The 22,845-nt window shown below is 69.8% G+C and carries 21 protein-coding genes; 16 read left to right on the top strand and 5 right to left on the bottom strand.

The features are described 5' to 3' along the window. Nucleotide 1 precedes the first annotated feature (1 nt). From arsB to QQG74_RS20905, 4 genes are all read left to right on the top strand, one after another. The gene (arsB, locus tag QQG74_RS20920; protein ID WP_341716470.1) at nucleotides 2-1,123 is read left to right on the top strand and encodes an ACR3 family arsenite efflux transporter; all 1,122 of its coding nucleotides are present in this window, start codon (nucleotides 2-4) and stop codon (nucleotides 1,121-1,123) included. Then, nucleotides 1,120-1,752 (top strand): arsenate reductase ArsC, encoded by a 633-nt coding sequence (locus QQG74_RS20915; protein ID WP_341716469.1) that lies wholly within the window; start codon nucleotides 1,120-1,122, stop codon nucleotides 1,750-1,752. The genes arsB and QQG74_RS20915 overlap by 4 nt, the downstream gene beginning before the upstream one ends. 9 nt (nucleotides 1,753-1,761) lie before the next feature. Then, nucleotides 1,762-2,172 carry an arsenate reductase ArsC gene (locus QQG74_RS20910; protein ID WP_341716468.1) on the top strand — a complete coding sequence of 137 codons (411 nt, stop codon included), beginning with the start codon at nucleotides 1,762-1,764 and terminating at the stop codon, nucleotides 2,170-2,172. A 436-nt stretch (nucleotides 2,173-2,608) separates the two neighbouring features. Beyond that, nucleotides 2,609-2,767: a hypothetical protein gene (locus QQG74_RS20905; protein ID WP_341716467.1), complete on the top strand. Its 159-nt coding sequence runs from the start codon at nucleotides 2,609-2,611 to the stop codon at nucleotides 2,765-2,767. Between the two features lie 38 nt (nucleotides 2,768-2,805). Here the strand turns inward: QQG74_RS20905 and QQG74_RS20900 are convergent, their stop codons facing one another. Together QQG74_RS20900 and QQG74_RS20895 are read right to left on the bottom strand one after the other, a co-directional pair. Further along, nucleotides 2,806-3,591, bottom strand: coding sequence for a hypothetical protein (locus tag QQG74_RS20900; RefSeq protein WP_341716466.1), 786 nt, complete (start codon nucleotides 3,589-3,591; stop codon nucleotides 2,806-2,808). A 105-nt stretch (nucleotides 3,592-3,696) separates the two neighbouring features. Then, nucleotides 3,697-4,602, bottom strand: coding sequence for an AraC family transcriptional regulator (locus QQG74_RS20895; RefSeq protein ID WP_341716465.1), 906 nt, complete (start codon nucleotides 4,600-4,602; stop codon nucleotides 3,697-3,699). A gap of 158 nt (nucleotides 4,603-4,760) precedes the next feature. Here QQG74_RS20895 and QQG74_RS20890 point away from each other — a divergent pair, with 158 nt between their 5' ends. Continuing rightward, on the top strand, nucleotides 4,761-5,534 hold the full coding sequence (locus QQG74_RS20890; protein ID WP_341716464.1) for an SDR family oxidoreductase: 774 nt from the start codon (nucleotides 4,761-4,763) through the stop codon (nucleotides 5,532-5,534). Between the two features lie 76 nt (nucleotides 5,535-5,610). Here the strand turns inward: QQG74_RS20890 and QQG74_RS20885 are convergent, their stop codons facing one another. Next, the gene (locus QQG74_RS20885; protein WP_341716463.1) at nucleotides 5,611-6,390 is read right to left on the bottom strand and encodes a glucose 1-dehydrogenase; all 780 of its coding nucleotides are present in this window, start codon (nucleotides 6,388-6,390) and stop codon (nucleotides 5,611-5,613) included. 123 nt (nucleotides 6,391-6,513) lie between these two features. Here QQG74_RS20885 and QQG74_RS20880 point away from each other — a divergent pair, with 123 nt between their 5' ends. Next, on the top strand, nucleotides 6,514-7,197 hold the full coding sequence (locus QQG74_RS20880) for a TetR/AcrR family transcriptional regulator (RefSeq protein WP_341716462.1): 684 nt from the start codon (nucleotides 6,514-6,516) through the stop codon (nucleotides 7,195-7,197). A gap of 215 nt (nucleotides 7,198-7,412) precedes the next feature. Further along, nucleotides 7,413-8,639 (top strand): hypothetical protein, encoded by a 1,227-nt coding sequence (locus tag QQG74_RS20875; protein WP_341716461.1) that lies wholly within the window; start codon nucleotides 7,413-7,415, stop codon nucleotides 8,637-8,639. A 138-nt stretch (nucleotides 8,640-8,777) separates the two neighbouring features. Here QQG74_RS20875 and QQG74_RS20870 read toward each other — a convergent pair whose 3' ends face one another. Then, a complete protein-coding gene (locus tag QQG74_RS20870) occupies nucleotides 8,778-10,454 on the bottom strand; it encodes a cellulose-binding protein (RefSeq protein WP_341716460.1) in 1,677 nt (558 codons plus the stop codon). Nucleotides 10,455-10,712: 258 nt separating this feature from the next. Beyond that, nucleotides 10,713-11,318 (bottom strand): YdeI/OmpD-associated family protein, encoded by a 606-nt coding sequence (locus QQG74_RS20865; RefSeq protein WP_341716459.1) that lies wholly within the window; start codon nucleotides 11,316-11,318, stop codon nucleotides 10,713-10,715. 344 nt (nucleotides 11,319-11,662) lie between these two features. On the opposite strand from QQG74_RS20865, the gene QQG74_RS20860 reads away from it, so the two are divergent. From QQG74_RS20860 to QQG74_RS20820, 9 genes are read left to right on the top strand one after another with little or no spacing between them, the layout of a single operon-like run. Beyond that, nucleotides 11,663-12,937, top strand: coding sequence for an ATP-grasp domain-containing protein (locus QQG74_RS20860; protein ID WP_341716458.1), 1,275 nt, complete (start codon nucleotides 11,663-11,665; stop codon nucleotides 12,935-12,937). After that, nucleotides 12,934-13,782: a DUF364 domain-containing protein gene (locus tag QQG74_RS20855; protein ID WP_341716457.1), complete on the top strand. Its 849-nt coding sequence runs from the start codon at nucleotides 12,934-12,936 to the stop codon at nucleotides 13,780-13,782. The genes QQG74_RS20860 and QQG74_RS20855 overlap by 4 nt, the downstream gene beginning before the upstream one ends. Then, the gene (locus tag QQG74_RS20850) at nucleotides 13,776-14,852 is read left to right on the top strand and encodes a PLP-dependent cysteine synthase family protein (protein WP_341716456.1); all 1,077 of its coding nucleotides are present in this window, start codon (nucleotides 13,776-13,778) and stop codon (nucleotides 14,850-14,852) included. Before QQG74_RS20855 ends, QQG74_RS20850 begins: the two co-directional genes overlap by 7 nt. After that, nucleotides 14,849-15,871, top strand: coding sequence for an enolase C-terminal domain-like protein (locus tag QQG74_RS20845; RefSeq protein ID WP_341716455.1), 1,023 nt, complete (start codon nucleotides 14,849-14,851; stop codon nucleotides 15,869-15,871). The genes QQG74_RS20850 and QQG74_RS20845 overlap by 4 nt, the downstream gene beginning before the upstream one ends. Further along, nucleotides 15,868-17,109 (top strand): MFS transporter, encoded by a 1,242-nt coding sequence (locus QQG74_RS20840; RefSeq protein WP_341716454.1) that lies wholly within the window; start codon nucleotides 15,868-15,870, stop codon nucleotides 17,107-17,109. Before QQG74_RS20845 ends, QQG74_RS20840 begins: the two co-directional genes overlap by 4 nt. Next, nucleotides 17,106-17,909 carry a class I SAM-dependent methyltransferase gene (locus tag QQG74_RS20835; RefSeq protein WP_341716453.1) on the top strand — a complete coding sequence of 268 codons (804 nt, stop codon included), beginning with the start codon at nucleotides 17,106-17,108 and terminating at the stop codon, nucleotides 17,907-17,909. Before QQG74_RS20840 ends, QQG74_RS20835 begins: the two co-directional genes overlap by 4 nt. A gap of 29 nt (nucleotides 17,910-17,938) precedes the next feature. Further along, a complete protein-coding gene (locus tag QQG74_RS20830) occupies nucleotides 17,939-19,504 on the top strand; it encodes an ABC transporter substrate-binding protein (protein WP_341716452.1) in 1,566 nt (521 codons plus the stop codon). Beyond that, the gene (locus tag QQG74_RS20825) at nucleotides 19,501-20,445 is read left to right on the top strand and encodes an ABC transporter permease (protein WP_341716451.1); all 945 of its coding nucleotides are present in this window, start codon (nucleotides 19,501-19,503) and stop codon (nucleotides 20,443-20,445) included. The genes QQG74_RS20830 and QQG74_RS20825 overlap by 4 nt, the downstream gene beginning before the upstream one ends. Continuing rightward, complete coding sequence (locus tag QQG74_RS20820; RefSeq protein WP_341716450.1) at nucleotides 20,442-22,832, top strand: ATP-binding cassette domain-containing protein; 2,391 nt, start codon at nucleotides 20,442-20,444, stop codon at nucleotides 22,830-22,832. The genes QQG74_RS20825 and QQG74_RS20820 overlap by 4 nt, the downstream gene beginning before the upstream one ends. Nucleotides 22,833-22,845: the final 13 nt, after the last annotated feature.

Raw genomic sequence — 22,845 nt, 5'->3', positions numbered from 1 at the left:
CATGACGAGCACCGCCACCTCCACCGCCGGTGACGCGCCGCCGGCGGTCGTCGCGCGACTGTCGCGCCTCGACCAGTTCCTTCCGCTGTGGATCGGTCTGGCCATGGCCGCCGGCCTGCTGCTCGGCCGGCTCATCCCCGGCCTGAACACCGTCCTGGAAGCGGTCAAGATCGGCGGGATCTCCCTGCCGATCGCCCTCGGCCTGCTGATCATGATGTATCCGGTGCTGGCCAAGGTCCGCTACGACCGGCTTGACACCGTCACTGGCGACCGGCGGCTGTTGGTGTCCTCGCTGCTGCTCAACTGGATCCTCGGCCCGGCCCTGATGTTCGCCCTCGCCTGGATCTTCCTCGCCGACCACGCCGAGTACCGCACCGGCCTGATCATCGTCGGTCTGGCCCGCTGCATCGCGATGGTCATCATCTGGAACGACCTGGCCTGCGGCGACCGCGAAGCCGCGGCCGTCCTCGTCGCCCTCAACTCGGTGTTCCAGGTCCTCGCGTTCGGCCTGCTCGGCTGGTTCTACCTGTCCCTGCTGCCGGAGTGGCTGAACCTGTCCGGGGCGCGGCTGGAGGTGTCCGGGTGGGACATCGCCGCCAACGTGCTGATCTTCCTCGGCATCCCCCTGCTCGCCGGCTACCTCACCCGCCGCCTCGGTGAGCGCGCGAAGGGCCGGACCTGGTACGAGAGCCGTTTCCTGCCGAAGATCGGACCGGTCGCCCTCTACGGACTGCTGTTCACCATCGTCATCCTGTTCGCCCTCCAGGGCGACGCCATCACCTCGCAGCCGTGGGACGTCGTGCTGATCGCCGTGCCGCTGCTGGTGTACTTCGCGGTAATGTGGGCCGGCTCCTACGCCCTCGGCCGGGCAATCGGCCTGAACTATGAGCGCACCACCACCCTCGCGTTCACCGCCGCCGGCAACAATTTCGAGCTCGCCATCGCCGTCGCCATCGGCACGTTCGGCGTCACCAGCGGACAGGCCCTCGCCGGTGTCGTCGGCCCGCTCATCGAGGTGCCCGTGCTCGTCGCCCTGGTCTACGTCAGCCTCGCCCTGCGCCGACGCCTGTTCCCGGCCGAAGCCACGGTCCGGCCCGCCACCAGCTCCGGGAGCCGATCATGAACCAGATGCCGTCGCTGCTCACCGTTGACGCCGTGTTGGAAAGGGTGGCCACCACGTTGGCCGACAAGTTCTCCGGCATCTTCAACCCCGAGACCATCAGCCGCTACGTCAACGAGTCCTACGTCGCGCTGTACCGCACAGCACGTCTCAACCAGCACCTGCCCGCGCTTACCGAACGCTTCGCCACCGACCGGCTCACCGCACTCGCACAGGCCAAGGGCGCCATCGACAAGCCCATACCCGAAGTGCTGTTCCTCTGCGTGCACAATGCCGGCCGTTCCCAGATGGCCGCCGCGCTCATGACCCACCACGCCCAGGGCCGGGTCAACGTCCGCTCCGCCGGGTCCGCGCCCGGCGCCACGGTGTCCGCCGCCGCGGCCGTGCTCGCCGAGATCGGCATCAACCTCGACGAGGCGTTCCCCAAACCGCTTACCGACGACGTGCTGCGCGCCGCCGACGTCGTGGTCACCATGGGCTGCGGCGACGCCTGTCCCGTCATCAGCGGCAAACGCTACCTCGACTGGAACCTCGCAGACCCCACCGGCGACGACCTCGACCTCGCACGCGCCGTCCGCGACGACATCGACATCCGCGTACGAGCCCTGCTCGCCGACCTCACCGACCAATAAGGGAAACCCGTGTCTGACAAGCCCAGCGTGCTGTTCGTCTGCGTGCACAACGCCGGCCGCTCCCAGATGGCCGCCGGCTGGCTACGCCACCTCGCTGGCGACGCCGTCGAGGTCCGCTCCGCCGGCTCCGCCCCCGCCGAAACGATCAACCCCGCCGCCGTCGAGGCCATGCGCGAGGTTGGCATCGACATCACCGACCAGATCCCCAAACTCCTCGAATACGACACCGTCGAAGCCTCCGACGTCGTCATCACCATGGGCTGCGGCGACGTCTGCCCCGTCTTCCCCGGCAAACGCTACGAGGACTGGAAGCTCGACGACCCCGCCGGCAAGGGCGTCGACGCTGTCCGCCCGATTCGCGACGAGATCAAGGCCCGCATCGAGCACCTGCTCGCCGACCTGCTGAGCCGCTACCGGTAGACGGGATGTCAACCACCCCGGCGTACCCGGGGCGGGCAGCCTGCTCGTACGCCGTGCTTGTTGACGAGCAGGTCAGGATCGACGCCAGGGGTCGTCGGTTCGAATCCGGCCGTCGCGACCATGAGCCGTTCGCGATTCCACCGACTCGCACGGATCCTGTCTTCGCAGGTCAGAACTCGACGGCTCCCGGTACTTGTGGGAGACCTTCAGAGGTCAGGTAACGGGAAGACATCCTCCTCCTCTGCTGCGGCGGGCCGTTCGGGATTCACCAGGTAACTGGGGCGGATCGACGAGTGATCCTTCATGCACACCGCAGGAGTAGGGTTCCAGGCGGTGTAGTCGCCGGCCGTCGACTGCCACGCTCGGGTTTGAATGGGGGCCGGCGTCGACGAGGCGGTAGCCGTAGGGCGGCCGTCCACCGAGGAACCGTCCCTCGGTGGCGGCTTGGGCGGCCATCGCGCCCGCCGGGTACGCTCCGGCGATCGGAGGCGCCGCTCCGCCGACCGCACCCGATGTGGACCCCGACGAGGTGATGCGGCACGCGGTGGACTCCGCTGGACCGCACGCCATCAAGCGAGCCCTGGCCGCCGGCTGACAGCCTTGCCACCCCGGGCCGGCCTTCAAACTGCTCCCTCAAGCGGCTCGCCCATAACTCTGTCGGTATGCCGGCCGTGGCGGTGCTGCGTCCGGTGCGGTGAGCGCGGTACGGGTATCAGACGATGTACTGCACTTCGGGAAGGCCGGGTTCGGACCTTCGAGCAGGCGCTGCCGCTGGTGGCGTAGGTGCAGGTTGAAGAAGGCAAGCGGGTACGCCTGTTGGATCCGCACCGCCCGGGCCGGGTCGAGGGTGCCGATCCAGCCGGCGAGGTCCTCGTCGCTCATCCCGATGAGCCTCGCTAGTTGCGGGATCAGCCACTGGTTGTCGCAGTACGACGAGTGCGCCGCGCCGTCGGCCTGTACGTTGAGCCGCCATCCGGACAGGTTCGACCAGAACTGCTCGATGCTCGGCTCTGTGGCCCGGGTGAACTCCGCGGTCATCAGCATGAACGGCCGGTCGATCCCGGCGACCGGTGGCACCGACTGCATCGGGCCGTCGAAGCCGAGCCCGGCCCACACCGCCAGATATCCGAGGGTGAACACCAGCAGCGCGACGTGGCGCTCCAGCCAGGCCAGCACCAGCAGCGCGACGTGGCGCTCCAGCCAGGCCAGCACCAGCAGCGCGACCCCGATCGCGCCCGCCGGTGCGACCAGACGGTCCAGCAGCATCACCCAGGACGGGAACGGATGGGTGGGCACCGGGTCGGCCAAGTACAGGCGTGCCAGCAGCCCCAAAACGGTGAACAGGACGGTCAGCGCGACGCCGGTGAGCACGTACGGCAGCACCCGGGCGCCCAGCCCCCGGGACCGGGCGGCCCGCACGGCGTACCCGGCGCATCGCGGGTACGCGCCTCGACGCCTGGCGAGCGCGGGCGACGCACCGCTAAGTTGCGGGCGATGATCAGCTGAATGATCTCGCTGGTCTCCTCACCACGGCATGGCGGGCGCGGCGGTGAGCGCGGTGCGCCGGAGCCGGGCCGCGTCCTGGCTCGGTGGGACGCCGAAGTGGCGGCGGTACTCGCGGCTGAACTGTGACGCGCTGTCGTACCCCACCGCGTGACCGACACCGGTGACGTCGTCCGGGTGGGTGGCCAGTAGCAGCCGGGCCTGCTGGAGGCGGATCTGCTTCTGGAACTGGATGGGGCTCATCGCGGTGACCGCCTGGAAGTTGCGGTAGAACGCGGACAGGCTCATGCCCGACAGCTGGGCGACCTCCTCCACCCGGAACGCTTCCCGGTAGTTGTCGCGGATCCAGCGCACCGCGCGGCTGACATGCGCGACGTTGCTGTCGGCCAGGCCGATCTGGCGGACGGTCTCACCCTGTTCCCCGGTGACGAGACGCCACAGGATCTCCCGCTTGATCATGGGAGCGAGCACCGGAATGTCGCGCGGCTTGTCGAGCAGCCGCAGCATCCGTACCGCCGCGTCGAGCAACTCGACCGGGGCGTCGCTGACGGCGAGCGCGGACGGCGCGCCGTGGGCGCGGGGAAGGGTTCCCGGTGGTGTGTCGAACAGCAGTTCGGCGATCGGCGCCGGCTCCAGCGTGAGGCCGAACCCGAGGGCGGGCCGCTCGCGGCTGGCCTCGGTGTAGTGGCCGGTGACCGGCAGGTCGACCGAGGCGATCAGGTACTGGCCGGCACGGTACTCGTACACCCGGTCGCCGAGGGCGAGGGTCTTCGCGCCCTGGGCGATGAGTGCCAGCACCGTGCCGGACATCGACGCCGAGGAAAGGTGCGCCTGCTCGGCCTTGCCGATCAGGACACCGTCGATGGCGGTGGTGGCGTCAGGGCGGGCGTGACGGGCCAGCAACGACCTCAGTTCGTCAAGCGACACCCGACGATTCAAGCACAGCCACGGCCTCCCAAGAAGTAGAGGATCAGGCAAGAGGCCAGGAGTATCCGTCTAGCAGATTGCCTGGTGGTGACGGTCAAATGGACTTATCTAAATCGCTGAGGGCTGACAGAGGCTCCACGAATGAACAGGTGGATAGCATGCAGGTCGCAATCGTCATCGGTGCCAGTTCCGGTATCGGCCAGAGCACGGCAATCGAACTCGCCAGGCGCGGCACGGGCGTCATCCTGACCTACAGCGGCAACCAGGCCGGCGCGCAGGACACCGTGGCGGCCGTGGAGAAGGAGGGCGGCACCGCCGTCGCGCTCCGGCTGGACGTCGGCCGCAGCGAGACCTTCCCCGCCTTCCGCGACCAGATCGTCATCGCACTGCGCGACACCTGGCAGCGAGACACCTTCGACTACCTGGTCAACAACGCCGGTTTCGGTGGGATGGCGATGTTCGAGGACACCACCGAGGAACTCTTCGACCGGTTCATGCGGGTTCTGCTCAAGGGGCCATACTTTCTCACCCAGGCACTGCTGCCACTGCTCGCCGACGGTGGCGCCATCGTCAACGTCAGCAGCAACTCGGCGTTGCCCACCGGCCTCGTGGACGCCGGCTACTCCGCGTACGCCACGATGAAAGGCGGCCTGAACGTACTGACCCGCTACATGGCCAAGGAGTTCGCCGTTCGTGGCATCCGGGTCAACGCCGTCTCGCCGGGGCCGACGCGTACCCGGCTCTCCGACGCATCAGGTGTCGTGGGCTTCGAGGCGTACCCGGAGGTGATCCCGGTGCTCGCCGCGAAGACCGCTCTCGGCCGCATCGGCGAACCCGACGACATCGGCAGAGTCGTCGCCGCCCTGCTCGGTGAGACGGGTGGCTGGATCACCGCGCAGAACATCGAGGTTTCCGGCGGCTACGACCTTTAATCCTCCAGCCGGACTTGCCTGATCCGGGGCCCCCGGGGCCGAGCTTGATGGGGACGATGGGTCTGCGGGGGTTCGTTCATGCGGCGTCCTTTTGCAGTGCGGGGCCGAGGAGCAGTCCGCCGTCTACGACGTACTCGGCGCCGGTGATGAAGGTCGCGTGCGGCGAGACGAGGAACAACAGCAGCGCAGTGATGTCGGCGGGCTGTCCGAGTCGCGGAATGGCGAACGGCGCGGGCGAGTAGAAGTCGGCGATCGGGGCGTCGCTGCCGGCCGCTGGCTCGGTGATGAACGGGGTGGCGACAACGCCGGGGTGGATGGCATTGACCCGGATGTTGTCGCGGCCCAACTCAAGGGCAGCGGTCTGCGTGAGCCCTCGAACCGCCCACTTGCTGGCGACATAGGGAGCGTAGAAGGCAGTACCGCCGATGCCCATGGTGGAGGCGATGTTGACGATCGCTCCTCCCCCCGCGCGCCGCAACGCCGGGGCGGCGGCTTTGATGCCGAGGAAAGTGCCGGTGAGGTTGATGTCGAGGATGCGGGCCCACGTGGCCCGGTCGGTGGACTCGATGAGGGCCGGTGGGTTCTGCACCCCGGCGTTGTTGACCAGGATCGTGAGCGCACCGAATGCCTTCTCGGTCGCCGCGACGGCGGCGGCCCACGACTCCTCCTGGGACACGTCGAGGTGGACGAAACGAGCCCTGTCTCCCAACTCGGCGGCGAGGCCAGCCCCGCGCTCGACATCGATGCCACCGATGACGACGTTGGCGCCTTCGGCATGCAGGGCGCGAACGTGGCTGGCCCCCATCCCACCGGCACCGCCGGTCACGAGAACGGTCTGATCAGCGAAGCGGGACATCAGATCCTCCGAGAGGACTAGCACGACAACCCGAGACCGGGTGGTGAGTCGCTCGACTCACCTTTCCGAAGCTACGCCCCTGGGAGTGGTGAGTCAACCCACTCACCTCGCTATGATGGGCGCATGACTCCAGCGCCGTCGGCCTATCACCAGCGCGTGGCGGCAGCGAAGCGGGCGCTCATCGTGCAGGCCGCCACCAAGCTTTTCCTCGAGTTGGGCTACGACCGGGCGTCACTGGCGCGTGTTGCCGACAGTGCTGGCGTGTCGAAAGCGACGCTGTTCAAGCAGTTCCCGACAAAGGCGGCGTTGTTCGATGCCATCATCATCGACTCGTGGGCCGAGAACGACGTCGCCGCCGACGTGCCGTCCGCCGGTGACCTGACGGCCGGCCTGACGACTCTGGGACGGCGCTACGCGACGCTGTTGAGCCAACCGGAGATGGTCGACCTGTTTCGCATCGTCATCGCCGAGCTGCCACGCTTTCCCGAGCTGGCCAGGGCGCACTTCGCGCAGGGCAAAATGCCGTACTTCGAGTCCGTCCGGAGCTACCTCCTGGCCGAGCGCGACGCGGGAGCCGCAGACATCGCCGACCCGGAGATGGCCGCTACACAGTTCCTCGGGATGATCTCCAATTACCTGTTCTGGCCGAGCCTTCTGCTCCCGGACTGGACGGTGGCCCCGGCCCGCACGGCAGCGGTTGTGGAAGAAGCCGTCCGAACCATGGTCGCCCGGTACGGCACCGATGCTCACCACCCGAACCGCGAGGTTATTACCGCACCTGCTGTAGAGAACGCGCCGGACTGCTGAGAAGTCTCGGCAGGTCGTGACGCTCAGCCAGGCCGGCCCTCAACGGATGGCGGCATCCGGTTTCGACGTAGGTCCCAACCGGGGCAGACCCCGAGGAAGAAACTGACGTGAGTCAATGTAGGGTTTCATCGATGTGAAGTTTTGGGGTCGCTGGTGACCCATCGGGGCAACGCCGCTCCCACGGACCCAACCGACGATGTGTAGGGAGACAGCTCATGAACGAACATCGGGAGGGGCGGCTACGGATGCGATGGCGGCGGGCGGCCCGGACCGCCGTCGCGGCAGCGGCCGCTGCCGGGATCACCGTGCTAGTCGCCGGGATGACCGCCGGTGCGGCAACGGCGGGCGTCAGCTTTGCCGACCGGGGTACGCCGAACGCCTCAGTTGCCGCCGCCGCGCCGGTGTCCCGGGTCGCCGCAGGCGATCTGCACACCTGCGCGATCCGCACCGACGGAACGCTCTGGTGCTGGGGCAACAACTTCTACGGCCAGCTCGGCGACGGCACCAACACGCAGCGGACCGCCCCCGTCCGCATCGGCGACGCCACTACCTGGGCGAGCATCGACGCCAGCATCAACACCACCTGCGCGGTACGCACAGAGGGCACGCTGTGGTGCTGGGGCAGCAACCACAACGGGCAACTCGGCGACGGAACGACCACGAAACGGAGCAGCCCCGTCCGGGTCGGCGACGGCACCACCTGGGCCGCAGTCAGCGCCGCCACCAATCACACCTGTGCCGTCCAGACCACCGGCACCCTGTGGTGCTGGGGCGAGAACCGCCACGGGCAGCTCGGCACCGGCCTGACCCCCTATCTGGCGACCACCCCGGTGCAGGTCGGCACGGCGACCACCTGGGCAAGCGTCACGACCGGGTACGCCCACACCTGTGCCACCCGCACCGATCGGACCCTGTGGTGCTGGGGCAGCAGTTCGGACGGGCAGCTCGGACTCGGCATCCGGGAATACCGGGCGACACCGACGCAGGTGGGCACCGCGACCACCTGGACCAGCGTGACGGCCGGGTACGTGCACACCTGCGCCGTCCGCACCGACGGGACGCTGTGGTGCTGGGGCGAGAACGGGTACGGCCAGGTGGGCGGCGGCGTCGGCTCCCAGGCCACCCCACTCCAGGTCGGCGCCACCACCACCTGGGCACGGGTCGAGACGAGCATCGACTCGTCGTGCGCCACCCGCACCGACGGCAGCCTGTGGTGCTGGGGCAAGAACTCGTACGGGCAACTCGGCGACGGCACCACCACCCACCGGTCGACCCCGACCCGGGTCGGTAGCGCCACCACCTGGACGGACAACCTCGCCGCGTCCTACCACGCCTGCGCGATGCGCACCGACGACAGCCTGTGGTGCTGGGGCGACAACTCGTTCGGGCAACTCGGCGACGGCACCACCACCCACCGATCAACCCCGGTACAGGTGGGCTGACCGCCAACGGTGATCCAGCGGTGCTGTCGGTCTCCGCCGCTGCCGCATCGGCGGCAGCACGAAAGCAAGCGTTGATTCGGTGGACCAGAGCCGATGCCGGCGTCACCGCCGAGGTGACGTCGGCATCGGCCGCGCTCGTTACGGGGTGACCACGCGGCCTCCGAAGGTCACGACCAGCCGACCGTCGGAAGCAAAGGACCAGCCCAGAGCGCCGGTGTACGAGGAGCACCGGGATCCGTTGGTGCCGGACCAGAACTGGTTCGAGCTGTCGGAGTTGCCGATGACCCGGTCGTTCGAGCCGCCGTTGCACGAGGTGTTGTTCCGGAACACCGAGGAGCCACCGTCGAAGTTGAAGTTGCGCTCGGCGTTGCCGATGTTGGCGTTGTTCGACACCGTCATCGTGCCGGGGTTGCGGTTGTAGGTGAACCCGTGCTTGCCGTTGGCGTAGGCGATGTTGCCGCGGATGGTGTGGTTCACCGCGATGTCCTCGCCGCCGAGCTTGAAGCCGTTGCGGTCACCGTTGCCGGCCTGACCACCGTTGCTCAGGGTGCCGTTGTGGTAGGCGAGGGAGGACTCGATGGTCACCGCGCCGATGGCCCCGGTGTCGCTCTTGGTGTAGAGGTCGTAGCCGTCGTCGATGTTGTTGTGGGCCACCGTGTAACGGAAGACGTTGCCGGGGCCGACGGTGAGCTTCGGGGCGAAACCGTCCGCGTCCTCGCCGTCGGAGTCGACGTTGTCGTGCGACACCGTGCTCAACACCAGGTTGTTGGCGGGCCACTGGTCCCGGGGTGCGTCGGCGATCAACCGGGAGAGTTGCAGGCCGGAGTCCCGGTTGTGGCGGGTCACCACCCGCTCGATGATGTTGTTGTTGCCGGCCAGCAGGATTCCGTTGTCGCCGGCCCGCTCGACGATGATGCCGCGGATGTGCCAGTACGATCCGCCCACCGCCAGGCCCCGGTTGGCCGGGTCCTCGCTCTGCGCTGAGAAGTTCAGGATCGGGGTCTCACCCGCGTACGCGAAGATGTTCTTGCGTGCGCTCGACGTGCCGTTGTTGCCCTGAGCGATGGTGACGGTCTGGACGTAGCGGTAGGTGCCGCCGCGCAGGAAGATCGTCCCGCCGGCGGGAATCCGGGTGATCGCGGACGTGAGCGTCGTCGGGTTCGCAAGCGTGCCGGCCGCGCCGTCGGTGCCGGTCGGCGCCACGTACAGCGTGCCGCTCGACGGCGGGGGCGGGCTTGTGGGTGGGGGCGTGCTCGGTGGCGGGGTGGTCGGTCCGGTCGTCGGCGGCGGGGTCGTCGGCCCGGGCGTCGCACCTGAGGCGTACGTCTCGAACTCGGCGATCCTCGGCGTGCCGCTCGCGCCGGTGATCTCAAAGTTGATCTTCTTCAGCGAGGTGGCGGGAAAGTTGATGACCCCGGCCCCGGTACCGCTGGCCAGGGTGGCGCCGGTGTCGTTGTTGACGAGTCGCCAGGAGCCGACGACCCCTACCGCGCCGGCCGCCTCCCGGATGTTCACCGACGCCACAGTGGTTGGGGCGCCCCACTTGACGGAGATGCGACCGGTCGTGCCGGTCGGCGACCAGTAGCTACCCATGTCGCCGTCGATCACATTGCCGTAGCTGGTGCCGCTGGCCTTGCTGGAGCCGTCGGAGCCGGCCCCGAGACTGAGGTTTGTCGCGTTGGCGCTTACCGGCGCGGCGGCGAAACCGTCAGCCGCGCCGGATGCCTGGGACACCGGCAGCGCCGCGGCAACGGCGGCTGCGGCGGCCACGGCGGTGCCGCCGGCGAGCAGCCTCTGTCGCACTGTAGTTCTCACTGTTCGTCTCCTCGGGGGAGTGAGCACGGTGCGAGGCGTCTCGTGCACGGCCCGACACCGCAGAGTGGCTACATGTTCGTGTCATCAGCCCGGCTATAGAGCGAAACATCGATGTAATATCAGGCTAGGAAAGCGCTTGCCAACAAGGCAAGCGTAGCGATGTGCAGGTTTGTTGCAGGATTCCGGGCAGCCGCTCGTCGAGCCGAGGAGACACGGGCAGCCCGGCAGTGCGAAGGACTCGGGATCGTGCCCCACGCCTCACGGCGACTGCGGCGGCTTCGCCTTCTGCGGGTGGATCGTCTCGTGCCGGACCAGCATGGCGACGAATTCGCCGATCTTCCGCTCCCGGGTCTCCGCCCGTTTCACCGCGTTGAGTCGATGGATGAGGGCGAACCGGTTGGTCTTGGTGAGCACGTCGAACATGGCCTGGGCGGCGGGATCGGCGGAGATGGCGGCGAGCAGGTCGGCCGGCACCTCGGCTTCCGAGGGCGGAGCATAGGCAGCCGCCCACCGCCCGTCCGCCTTCGCCGCCTCCACCGCGACGCGGCCCGCCGGCAGCATCCGCCCCTGCGCCTCCAGTCGGGCCACGTGCGCGACATTCCGTTGCGACCAGGCACTGCGCGGCCGGCGCGGGGTGAACCGGATCCAGGAGGACTCCTGATCTCGTTTCCGGGCCTGCCCGTCGATCCAGCCGACGCACAGCGCCTCGTCGACCGCCTGTTGCCAGGTCAGCGTGGTGACCGTGCCGCCCTTCCTGGTCAGGGCGAGCCAGACACCCGGCGATGTGGCGTGGTGGTCCGACAACCACGCGCGCAGTGCCTCGGCGTCCGCGACGATCAATTCATCCAGTTCGGCGCTGCCCATGACGGCAGGCTACCCACCACCTGTGACCGATTACCGGTGCCGTGCCCCGAGCCTGGCCAGTTCGGTCAGTGGATCGTCCGGCGACCGGCGGTGGAGATCCGTCCGTGGAACGCGAACCGCAGGAAGCCGAGAGCCCGCAGTAGCTGATGCCCTCGGGCCCGGGGGCGCACGCTGTGCAGCCATCCGGCCAGGAGGTCGGGCTGGCTGCGCCGTGGTCGGCGCAGGCTCTCCGGCGGGCTGCGGCGGTAACGGCCTCGGTCTTCCGATGGGACCGACCTAGCCATCGCAAATGACAACCGTTATCGTTTACTGGTCCGGGATCCATCGAACGTCGGGAGTGCGTGGTGGGGCATGTGTTGTTGGTCGAGAGCTGGGTCGGTGCGATGAGCACCCTGCTGCCTCGGGCGATCCGGGAGGCAGGGCATGGGTTCACGTTCTTGACCAGGAACCTGCATCACTACCTGCGCCAGGGCGTCGGCGAAGGGGTGCACCCGTTGCTCACCGCGGATAACGTGATCACTTGCGAGACCAACGACCTGGATATCCTGCTGCCCCAGGTCCAGCGGCTGCACGAGGTTCTGCGGTTCGACGGGGTCATCACGTCGTGTGACTACTACCTCGGCACGGCAGCTCAGTTGGCCGCACATCTGGGTCTGCCGGGTGCGCGGCCGGAAGCCGTGGAGTGTGCCTACCGCAAGGACTCGGCGCGGCAGCGGATGCAGGCGGCCGGCCTGCCCGGTCCGGCGTTCGCGATCACCGAGGACTGGCCGGGTACCGAGGCCGCCGCGCGCAGGCTGGGCTTCCCACTGGTCATCAAGCCGGTCGACCTCTGCGCGGGGATGTTCGTCCGGCTGGTGGCCGACAGGACACAACTGCGCGAGGCGTTCGATGCCCTCGACGAGTACCCGGTCAATGCCCGTGGCCAGCGGCGCTCGCCGCTGGTGCTGCTGGAAGAGGTTCTGGTCGGGCCGGAGGTCAGCGTCGAGACCGTCACCGTCGATGGGGCGACGACAGTGCTCGGCGTGACGGACAAGAGCTTGGCCGGTGAGCCGTGGTTCGTGGAGACAGGGCACATGTTCCCCGCCGCGCTCGATGCCGCGACGGTCACCGCGGTGTGTGACATGGCGGTCGCAGCCCTCGCCGCGGTCGGGTTCGACCGAGGGGTGGCGCACACCGAGCTGCGGCTGACGGCAGCCGGGCCGCGGGTGGTGGAGATCAACCCGCGCCCGGCGGGTAACCAGATCACCGAGTTGGTGCGGCGGACGACCGGGGTGGACTTGCCCATGGTGTACGCCCAACTCGCCCTGGGGGAGCAGCCGGACATCGCGCTGGCCGACACGGGCGTACGCAGCGCGGCCATCTCGTTCCTGCTTCCGCCCCGCGCCGGAACCGTTGCCGGGATCGACGGTTCGGCCGCGCTCACCGCGGCTCCCGACGTGGTGGACTGGGCGGTGAAGCCCGCCGGGCACCGCACCGGCGACGCGGTGAGCAACAACAACTACCTCGGCCATGTCATGACGGTGGACACCGCAGGGCTGGGCGCCCGGGCCCGGGCCGAGGAACTGGTTGCCGGGTTGAGCGTCCGGTACGCCGACGACATGGCGGGGGCCCTCGCGTGACGACGCCGACGCCGGTCAAGACCGGTGAGCCGTTCACGTCGGTGACAGATCTGATCGAGGCCGTCCGCGCTGCCCGTTTCGGGCCCGACCCGGCCGATGAAAAGATCAGCGTCGCGTTCACCACCCGGCAAGGTGCCCGGCACGCCGGGCGTGTCCGCGGCTACCGCAACCACGTGCTGAGCCTTCGGATGGGCGCCACCGTCGGTTCGTGCGCGGTCGAGCCCGATGAGCTGACCGACGATGTCGCCTACGACTGTGTGGGGCGCAGCGTCGCAGAACTACTCACCCACCCGGTGCCGGCGGCCCGCGTCGCGGCTCTCGACGCCTACCTCGCGGCGATCCGCCCACACGTGCACGGCGCCCACGACACGGTGACGATCCCCGCAGGCACCTCGCTTGCCAAGTCGACCGTCCGGGCCGCGGCGGTGGTGGAGCTGATACCGGTCGTCCCGGGGCAGAGCGTCCTGGTCGTCGGTGTGGTGAACTCCCTGCTCGAACAGCTGCGCCGCCGTGGCGTCAGCTACCTGCCCTGCGATCTGGCGGGCGGCAGCACCGAGTGGGGCGAGCCGTGCCTACCCGACGCCACTGCCCTGCTGGAGCGCTGCGACGCCCTGCTGGTGTCCGGCATGACCCTGAGCAACGGCACGTTCGAGCCGCTGCTGCGGCACGCCCGCGCGACCGGCAAGCCGATGGTGGCCTTCGCGCAGACCGGCAGCGCCGTCCTACCGTGCTTCCTCGGTTCAGGACTGAGCGCCGTGTCCGCCGAGCCGTACCCATTCTTCTGGCTCGACGGCGGACCGACGACGCTCTACCGCTACCGTGCCGCCGCCGGAGCGCCGTGCTGACCGCCTCCGCGCCGGCCACGTGCGCACCGCACCTGCTGGGGTTGCTGGGGCGCTCCCCGGTGGCGCTCATCGACACCCCGCTGCCGCACCCGCACCGCGGCTTCCACGCCAAGGTGGAATACCTGAGCCCAGGCGGCATGAAAGCACGGGCCGCCGTGGCCATGCTGCGGGCCGCCCGGCTGCGCGGCGAGCTTCGGCCGGGAGCCACCGTGGTGGAGTCCACCAGCGGCACGCTCGGGATCGGGCTGGCGTTCGCCGGGCAGGCCCTGGGCCACCCGGTCGTCCTCGTGGTGGACCGCGAGATCGAACGACCGATGCGGGCGCTGCTGACCGCCTACGGGGCGGCGGTCGAGGAGGTCGATCAGCCGCATCCGGTCGGCGGATGGCAGCAGGCCCGCCTGGACCGGCTGCACGAGGTACTGGCGCGCATCCCCGGCGCCTACTGGCCCGACCAGTACCACAACCCGGACAACGCCACCGGCTACCGCACCCTCGCCGAGGAACTGACCGGACAGGTCGAGGCTGTGGACGTGCTGGTGTGCAGCGTCGGCACCGGTGGGCACAGTGCCGGCCTGGCCCGGGCACTCAGGCGGCACTGGCCCGGGATGCGGCTCGTCGGCGTCGACACCGTCGGCTCGACCATCTTCGGCCAGCCCGCGAGGCCGCGGCTCATGCGCGGGTTGGGCAGCAGCATCTTCCCCCGCAACGTCGACTACGCCGCCTTCGACGAGGTGCACTGGGTCGGTGCGGTGGAGGCGGTGGACACCTGCCGCCGGCTCGCGCGTTCGGCGTTCGTCACCGGCGGCTGGAGCACCGGCGCCGTCGCCCGGGTCGCCGCGTGGATCAGCCGCATGCAGCCCGATGCTCGGGTGGTCACGATCTTCCCGGACGGTCCGTACCGCTACCTCGACTCGATCTTCGACGACGCGTTCTGCGCCACCCACGGGCTGTTCTCCCCGGCTCCGGGCCATCCGATCGAGATTCCGTACCCGAACGCCGTCGAGGTGACCCGGTGGAGTCGCTGCCGAACCGTCCTCGACCCGCTGCGCCGCCTGGCGGTGCCGGCATGAGGCTCGGCTGGCGCACCTATCCGCTGCGGCTACGCGAGCCGCTGCGTATCTCCCGCTCGGTGATGCCAGGCCGCGACGCCGTCCAGGTCGACCTGTCCCATGACGGTGTCACCGGTCACGGCGAGGTCGTCACGAGCGTCTACTTCGGCCTCGACCTGGCCGCCATCGTCGATTCCCTGACCAGGCTCAGATACCGAGTGCGCGGCTATGCCGAACCCGAGGCGCTGCTCGCGGACCTGCCTGCGCTCGCTGCTGAGCTGCCCACCGGTGTGCTGGCGGCACTGGACGCCGCCGTCCACGACCTGCTAGGCCGTCGAGCCGGGATGCCCGTGCATCAGTGGCTCGGCCGGCCCGCCTGCTCACCGACGCCCACCGCCTACACCATCGGCCTCGTCGCGCCTGACCACGCTGCCACCACCGCTCGGGCACTGGCCCGGCGCGGCTTCCGGCTAATCAAAGTCAAGTGCGGGGACGCCGCGGATCCGGCCAGAATCGCAGCCGTACGTGCCGCCATGCCGCATGCCCGGCTCGTACTCGACCCCAACGGAGCCTGGACACCCGAACAGACCGTACGGCTGCTCGACGCGGTGCGCCCGCACGGCATCGACGCCGTCGAACAACCCATCCCGCCCGGAACACCGCAGCTGCTTGCCTGGATCAGCGCACGCACCGACGTGCCGGTCATCGCCGACGAGGATGCCGCCACGGTGGCGCACCTCGACGCCCTCGCGGGCACGGTCGCCGGCATCAACATCAAGATCGCGAAGTGCGGGGGTATCCACGCCGCGCAGCAGATCGCCGCCGCGGCCAGCGCCTACGGCATGGATCTCATGCTGGGTTGCCTGGTGGCAAGCTCGCTGGGGATCGCGCCAGCGGTGCACCTCACCGGCGACGCCCGCTGGATCGACCTGGACGGACACCTGCTGCTCGCCGACGATCCGTGGACCGGCATCGGCGGCCACGACGGCATCCTGCGGCTGACCGACGAACCCGGACTCGGCGTGCGGGCGGCCCGATGAACACCTGGGTCACCCTGCGCGGCTTCCCGCTGTCCATCCGGCTGCTGGTGGTCAACCAACTCGGCGTCAACATCGGCTTCTACCTGCTGGTGCCCTATCTCGCCGGCTACCTGGCCGACGACGTGGGTCTGTCGGTCGCCGTGATCGGCGTCGTGCTCGGCGTACGCAACCTCAGCCAGCAGGGCCTGTTCCTCCTGGGCGGCTCGGCCGCCGACCGGCTCGGCGCCCGCAGCGTCATCATCGCCGGCTGCGCCCTGCGCGCCGTCGGCTTCGGACTGTTCGCCCTCAGCACGTCATTGCCGATACTGCTTGCCGCGTCGATCCTGTCCGGGCTGGCCGGGGCGCTGTTCAACCCGGCCGTGCGCACCTACGTGGCGCAGGCCGCTGCCGACCGGCGGGCCGAGGCGTTCGCGTTGTTCAACGTGTTCGCCAGCGCCGGCGCGCTGCTCGGGCCACTGCTCGGCTCCGCCCTGCTGCTGGTCGACTTCCGGGTGGCCGCGCTGGCCGCCGCTGCCGTGTTCGCCGCGCTCACCGTGGCGCAGGCGATCTGGTTGCCCGCCCAACCGGTCACCTCCACCGAGGCAACCGTCTGGCAGGACTGGCGTACCGGCATCACCGACCGTCGCTTCCTGGCCTTCAGCGTGGCGCTGGCCGGCATGTTCGCGTTGCAGACCCAGCTGTACCTGATCCTGCCGATGCAGGCGGAACACGTCACCGGACAGCCCGTGGCGGTCGCCGTGTTGTTCATCGTCTCCACCGTCGTGACGCTCGCCCTGCAAATGCCCCTGACCGGCTGGCTGAAGGGGCGCTTGAGCCGCGGCGCGAGCATCGCCGTAGGTATGGCTGTCATGGGAGCCGGTTTCCTGGTGCCGCTGCTGCGCGTGGAATCGGCGCCACCGGTGCTGCGCCTGGTGCCCGTGCTGGCCGCTGCGGTCCTGCTCACTCTCGGGGTGATGATCGCCCAACCCTTCGTGCTGGAGCTGATCCCCGCCTTCGCCGGGCACGGGCTGACCGGCACCTACTTCGGCCTGTTCTACCTGGTGTCCGGGATTCTCGCCGCCGGCTGCACCGCCGCCGTCGGCGCGGCGGTGGGCGCCTCCGCAGGCGCGGGCGTGCCCGCGGCGGCATGGCTGCTCACTGCCGGCGTCGGGGTGGCGTCGGCTGGTGCGGTGTGGCTGCTGCGCCGCGGTGGCCTGCTCACCCCCGCCCCGGCCCCGGTGTCGGCGGGTGTGTCATGAATGGAGAGAACCTCCTCACCGACAACCCGGAGCTGTACGAACAGCAGTTCCCCGATCCGGGTCGCGTCGCTGCTCGGTTCGTCGACGACGTCGTACGCCGATTTGCCGACCGGACCGTCGCCGGGCCCCGGCTGCTCGACGTCGGTTGTGGCACCGGCCGCGACGCCGGGCACCTCGCCACCCTCGGCTACACCGCCACCGGGCTGGACACGTCGGTGCCGATGCTGACCTACGCGCGGCGCCGCCACCCTGGGGTCCGGTTCTTTCGCGCCGACATGCGCACCTTCGAGCTGACCGACCGCTTCGACGTTGTCACCTGCCTGGACAGCGCGCTGCTGTACTGCCACCGCAACGCCGACCTGACCGCGTTCCTCCAGCGCTGCTACCGGCACCTACGTCCCGGTGGACTACTGCTTGCGGAAATGCGCAACGGTGCGTTCTTCCTCGGCAACACCGAACTACTTGACGGCACTCGCACCCGCACCGTGACCTGGCGCGACGTCACGTACACCTCAATCACCAGGCTCTGGATCGACCACCGCGAGCAGCTGCTGCGCCGCGAGCGCGTCTGGACCTGGCCGGCCTGCCCGCAACCGCTGGTGCAGACCTCGGCTTGGCGGCTGCTGTTCCCCGCCGAGCTGCGGCACCTGCTCGACACCGCCGGGTTCGACGTCGTGGCCCTGTTCGACAGCCCCGGCCCACGTACCGACCCGCCCTGGCATCCCGCAGCCGTGCTGTCGAGCGTCCTGTCCGGTGACCGCCTGCACCTGGTCGCCCGCCGCCGCAACGACGCGGCGTAACCCTCACCTTCACCGAAGGGACATTCATCATGGTCTACCCGTCCGTCACCGCGTCGAGAGTGTCTCGCCGCGGCCTGCTCGGCGGCGCCGCCGCGATCTCCACCGCCCTGCTGACCGGCTGCGGCCCGGGCGACGACCCGGCCGCCATCTCGGCGGGACAGCCCCGGCGCGGCGGCCGGCTGCGGGCGGCGTTCGCCGGCGGCGGTGTCAACGAGACGCTGGACCCGCACCAGGCGAACCTGTTCAACGAGGCGTCGCGCGCCAAGGCGATGTTCGACAAGCTCGCCGACTACGGCCCGGACGTCTCCATCCAACCCCGCCTCGCCGAACGCTGGGAGCCCAGCAGCGACCTGACCCGCTGGCGCATCACCCTGCGCCCGGCCACATTCCACGACGGCAAGCCCGTCCGCGCCACCGACGTGCTCTACAGCTACACCCGGATCACCGACCCGAAGCGGGCGTTCCGCGCCAAGGCCAGCCTCGAACTACTCGACCTGCCCAACAGCCACGCCGTCGACGACCGCACCCTGGAACTGGCCCTCAAACGGCCCTTCGCCGAATTTCCCAACGCCCTGGCCGCGTTCGGCGCGTACATCGTCCCCGAAGGCGCCGACAGCTTCGAACGGCCCGTCGGATCCGGGCCGTTCACCTTCCACTCCTGGCAGCCCGGTCGGTCGCTGCTACTCAAGCGGTACGACGGTTACTGGGAGGGCGCCGCGCACCTCGACGAGCTGGAGTATCTGATCAGCAACGAGGAATCGGCCCGGGTCAACGCCCTGCTCGCCGGACAGGTGGACTACGCGCACGACATCACGCCCACCACCGCGCGTACCCACGCCGACAGCGGCCGAATGGCCGTCACCCGGATGCCGAACAGCACCATGCAGTCGTTCGCCATGAAGGTCGACCGGCCACCGTTCGACAACCGCGACCTGCGCGAAGCCATGTTCCTGCTCACCGACCGCCAACAGTTGGTCGACACCGTCCTCGCCGGTTCCGGTCAGGTCGGCAACGACCTGTTCGGCAAGGGCTACCAGTACTACGCCGACGACATCGCCCAGCGCACCCGCGACCTCGACCGCGCCCGGTTCCTCATCGACAAGGCCGGCGCCAAGGGCCTGCGCATCACGCTCGACACGGCGGCTGTCGCCAGCGGTTTCGTCGAGGCCGCCAGCGTCTTCGCCGAACAGGCCAAGCAGGCCGGCCTCGTCATCGAGACCGCGATGGGCAACAAGGACACCTACTGGAAGGACATCCTCAACTCCGGCGTGCTGGCCTCGTACCGCTCCGGGGCCATGCCCATCGAAACGCACATCGCACAGCGGCTGCTGACCAACTCCACCACCAACGCCACCCGGTGGGCCCGCCCCGAGTTCGACGCCCGCTACGCCAAGGCCATCTCCAGCGCCGACGAAGCAACCCGCCGACAGGCGTACGGCGACATGCAGCGCACCCTGCACGCTGAGGGTGGATTCCTGATCTGGGGCTTCGCGGACTTCCTCGTCGCCACCGCGCCCGGCGTCGGCGGGGTGTCCGCCAACGCCCCCGCCAACACCCTCGACTGGGCCCGCTTCGACAAGGTCTGGCTGGGGTGAGTCTGCCCCGCTATGCCGCCGGGCGGTTGTTGCTCGGCCTCGGGCAGGTCGCCGGGATCACCACCATCGTGTTCGTGCTCACCGAGGCGCTGCCCGGTGACGCCGCGGTGGTGATCGCCGGCGACCACCCCGATCCGGCCCGCATCGCCGCGATCCGAGCGCAACTGAACCTCGACCGACCGGCCTGGCAGCGCTACCTCGACTGGCTGACCGACCTGATACGCGGCGACCTCGGCGTCTCGCTGATCTCGCAGCGGCCGATCGTCGACCGGCTCGCCGACAGCGCGGGCACCACCCTCCTGTTGGCGGCGGTGACTCTCCTCGTTCTGATACCGCTCGCCATCGCACTGGGCATGCTGGCGGCCCGCCGAGAAGGGGGGCGACTAGATCGGGCGGTGTCCGCGGTGTCGGTCGCGCTCTACGCGGTGCCCGAGTTCGCCCTGGCGATTCTGCTCATCGCCGTCTTCGGCGTCCGACTCGGCTGGCTACCTCCCACCGCGTTCGGCGTCGACCTGCTCACCAGGCCGTCCGTGCTCGTGCTGCCGATGCTCGTGCTACTCGCCCGGCCGATCTGCACCATCAGCCGACTCACCCGCGCTGGCATGCTCGACGCCCTGCACGGCGAGTACGTGCGCCACGCCCGACGGCTCGGCATCGCCGGCAGCCGGCTCTGGCTTCGCCATGCCCTGCCCGGCGCTCTGGCGCCGGTCGTGCAGCAACTCGCCCGAACCACCGACTGGCTGCTCGGCGGCGTCATCGTCGTCGAGGCGGTGTTCGTCATCCCCGGGCTCGGCACCGCCCTCGTCGATGCCGTGTCCACCCGCGACATCCCCACCGTCCAGGCTTTGTGCGTCCTCGTCGCCGTCACCACAGTGGCGGTGAACCTGGCCGCCGACCTGGTCGCGTTCCGCCTCGCACCACGGATCGAGGCCGTGCGATGAGGCGGCTGCGTATCCTGACCGGGGCGGTGCTGCTCGCGGTGCCGCTCGCGCTGGCCGTGTTCGGCCCGCTGCTGGCAGGCGAGCCGGGCGACCGCACGTTCCCCTTCTCCGGCGACGGTGTGCTGGGCACCGACTTCGTCGGCCGCGACGTCGGACAACAGGTCCTCCTCGGCGGCCGGTCCGTCGTCGTGGTCGCCGTATGCGCGACGCTGCTGGCGTACCTCGTCGGTGTGCCGGTCGGCCTGGTGGCCGCCGCCACCCGCCGCCGATGGGTCGATGAACTGCTCATGCGCCCGCTCGACCTGACTCTGGCCGTGCCGTCGCTGTTGCTGCTGATCCTGCTGGCCGCCACCGCGCCGCCCGGGCAGCTCACCCTCGTCGGGATCGTCGCGCTGATCGGACTGCCGGAGATCGCCCGGATCACCCGCGCCGCCGCGCTGCCGCTGGCCCACGGGCCAGCCATGGAGGCGATGCGCCTGTACCGCGAGACCTGGTGGCGGCGCGGCCCCGGCTACGTCGGCACCGGCATCCGCCGGATCCTGCTCGCCGATGCCGGAGTCCGGTTCATCGGCGCCATGTATCTGGTGGCCACCGCGAGCTTCCTGGGCATCGGCGTCGCACCCGATGCTGCGGACTGGGCCGTCATGGTGGACCGCAATCGCGCTGGCCTGTTCCTACAGCCCTGGGCCGTCGCCGTGCCGGCCGCGCTCATCATCTCCCTGGCCGTCGGTCTCAACCTGGCCACCGACCGGATGCTGATCACCTATAGCAACCCCAGCCCATCACCACCGCCCGAGCCAGCCACGACCGGAGATCGCCCGCAAGCGACCGAGCCTCTCCTCCAGGTGCAGGACCTCGCCGCCACGACCGCCGACCGGGTGTTGGTCGACGGCGTCTCCTTCAGCCTGCCCGCCGGCAGAATCCTCGCCGTCATCGGCGCCTCGGGCAGCGGCAAGACCACCACCGCCCGGGCGCTGCTCGGCGAGGTCACACCTGGCGTCAGCCTCACCGGCGCCATCACCCTGGCCGGCCGGCCCGTCACCAGCGCCACCCCGCCCAAGCCCGGCACCGTCGGTTACGTGCCCCAGCAACCCGTCGCTGCGCTCAACCCCGTACGCCGCATCGGTGCCATGCTCCACGAGATCGCCCGGCACCAGGCACCCGGCGACAGCCGCAGCACCCACAAGCGCACCGTGGCGGCCGTGCTCGAACGCGTCAGCCTGCCCGCCGACCGCCGGTTCCTGCGCCGCTTCCCCCACCAGCTCTCCGGCGGCCAGCAACAACGCCTCGTCATTGCCCACGCCCTGCTGGCCCAGGCCGTCCTGCTCATCGCCGACGAACCCACCACCGGACAGGACGCGCTCACCCGCAACGACGTCGCCCGAGAACTGACGAAACTCGCCCGCGAGGGCATCGCCGTCATCCTGCTCAGCCACGACCTGCACCTCGTACGAGCCGTCGCCGACCAGATCCTCGTGCTGCACCGGGGTGCCGCCATCGAATACGGCCCGGCGGCCGAGGTGCTAGCCATGCCACGACACCGGGACACTCGGGAGCTGCTCGCCGCGCCACCGACCCGGCCGATGGCGGCGGTCCGCGAGGACAGGCCGCTGCTAGAGGTCACCGGCCTGAGCGCGACCCACCGCGACGGCGGTCGGCAGCGCGACGTGCTCCGCGACGTCAGCCTGGCCGTCCCCGCCGGCCAGTGCCTGGCCGTGGTCGGACGATCCGGAAGCGGCAAGACAACCCTCGCCCGCTGCATCGCCGGCCTGCACCCCGCCCGCACCGGCCACGTGACCCTCGGTGGGCACCACCTCGCCGCTCACCTTGACCGGCGCCAGCGGCACGAACTCGGCGCCATCCAGTACGTGTTCCAAGACGCACGCGCCAGCTTCGACCCGTACCGGCCAGTCCTCGACCAGACCGCCAGCCCCGCGCACCGCCTGCGGAACGCCACATCGGAGCAGGCCCGCCGCACCGCCCTACGCCTGCTCGAACGGGTAGGCCTCGCCGAACACACCGTGACCCAGCGTCCCGACCGGCTCTCTGGCGGCGAACTGCACCGCGCAGCGCTCGCCCGCGCTCTCGCCAGCGAACCCCGCGTCCTCATCTGCGACGAGACGACCGCCGGGCTCGACAGCGTCACCAAGCACGGCATCCTTACGCTCCTCGACGAGCTGCGGCGCAGCCTCCAACTGGCCGTCGTCGTGATCAGCCACGACCGCGACGTGGTGGCTCACCTCGCCGACCACATCGTCGTTCTCGACCACGGAGCCGCCGTCGACCGCGGCCCCGCCGACGCCCTGCTCACCCACGCACACCACCCGCTGACCCGCGCGCTTCTCCACACCGACCCGGCAACCGCCGTAGCACCGTCAGACCGATGACCGCCGCGCTGAA

The organism is Micromonospora sp. FIMYZ51 (assembly GCF_038246755.1).
Lineage (GTDB): Bacteria > Actinomycetota > Actinomycetes > Mycobacteriales > Micromonosporaceae > Micromonospora.
This window is presented reverse-complemented; position numbering and strand designations above follow the sequence as displayed.

What these genes read in the sequence shown, in the direction of transcription:
- arsB (WP_341716470.1), top strand. Translation starts at nt 2, where the DNA reads ATGACGAGCACCGCCACCTCCACCGCCGGTGACGCGCCGCCGGCGGTC.
- QQG74_RS20915 (WP_341716469.1), top strand. Translation starts at nt 1,120, where the DNA reads ATGAACCAGATGCCGTCGCTGCTCACCGTTGACGCCGTGTTGGAAAGG.
- QQG74_RS20890 (WP_341716464.1), top strand. Translation starts at nt 4,761, where the DNA reads ATGCAGGTCGCAATCGTCATCGGTGCCAGTTCCGGTATCGGCCAGAGC.
- QQG74_RS20885 (WP_341716463.1), bottom strand. Translation starts at nt 6,390, where the DNA reads ATGTCCCGCTTCGCTGATCAGACCGTTCTCGTGACCGGCGGTGCCGGT.
- QQG74_RS20880 (WP_341716462.1), top strand. Translation starts at nt 6,514, where the DNA reads ATGACTCCAGCGCCGTCGGCCTATCACCAGCGCGTGGCGGCAGCGAAG.
- QQG74_RS20875 (WP_341716461.1), top strand. Translation starts at nt 7,413, where the DNA reads ATGAACGAACATCGGGAGGGGCGGCTACGGATGCGATGGCGGCGGGCG.
- QQG74_RS20865 (WP_341716459.1), bottom strand. Translation starts at nt 11,318, where the DNA reads ATGGGCAGCGCCGAACTGGATGAATTGATCGTCGCGGACGCCGAGGCA.
- QQG74_RS20845 (WP_341716455.1), top strand. Translation starts at nt 14,849, where the DNA reads ATGAGGCTCGGCTGGCGCACCTATCCGCTGCGGCTACGCGAGCCGCTG.
- QQG74_RS20840 (WP_341716454.1), top strand. Translation starts at nt 15,868, where the DNA reads ATGAACACCTGGGTCACCCTGCGCGGCTTCCCGCTGTCCATCCGGCTG.
- QQG74_RS20835 (WP_341716453.1), top strand. Translation starts at nt 17,106, where the DNA reads ATGAATGGAGAGAACCTCCTCACCGACAACCCGGAGCTGTACGAACAG.
- QQG74_RS20830 (WP_341716452.1), top strand. Translation starts at nt 17,939, where the DNA reads ATGGTCTACCCGTCCGTCACCGCGTCGAGAGTGTCTCGCCGCGGCCTG.
- QQG74_RS20820 (WP_341716450.1), top strand. Translation starts at nt 20,442, where the DNA reads ATGAGGCGGCTGCGTATCCTGACCGGGGCGGTGCTGCTCGCGGTGCCG.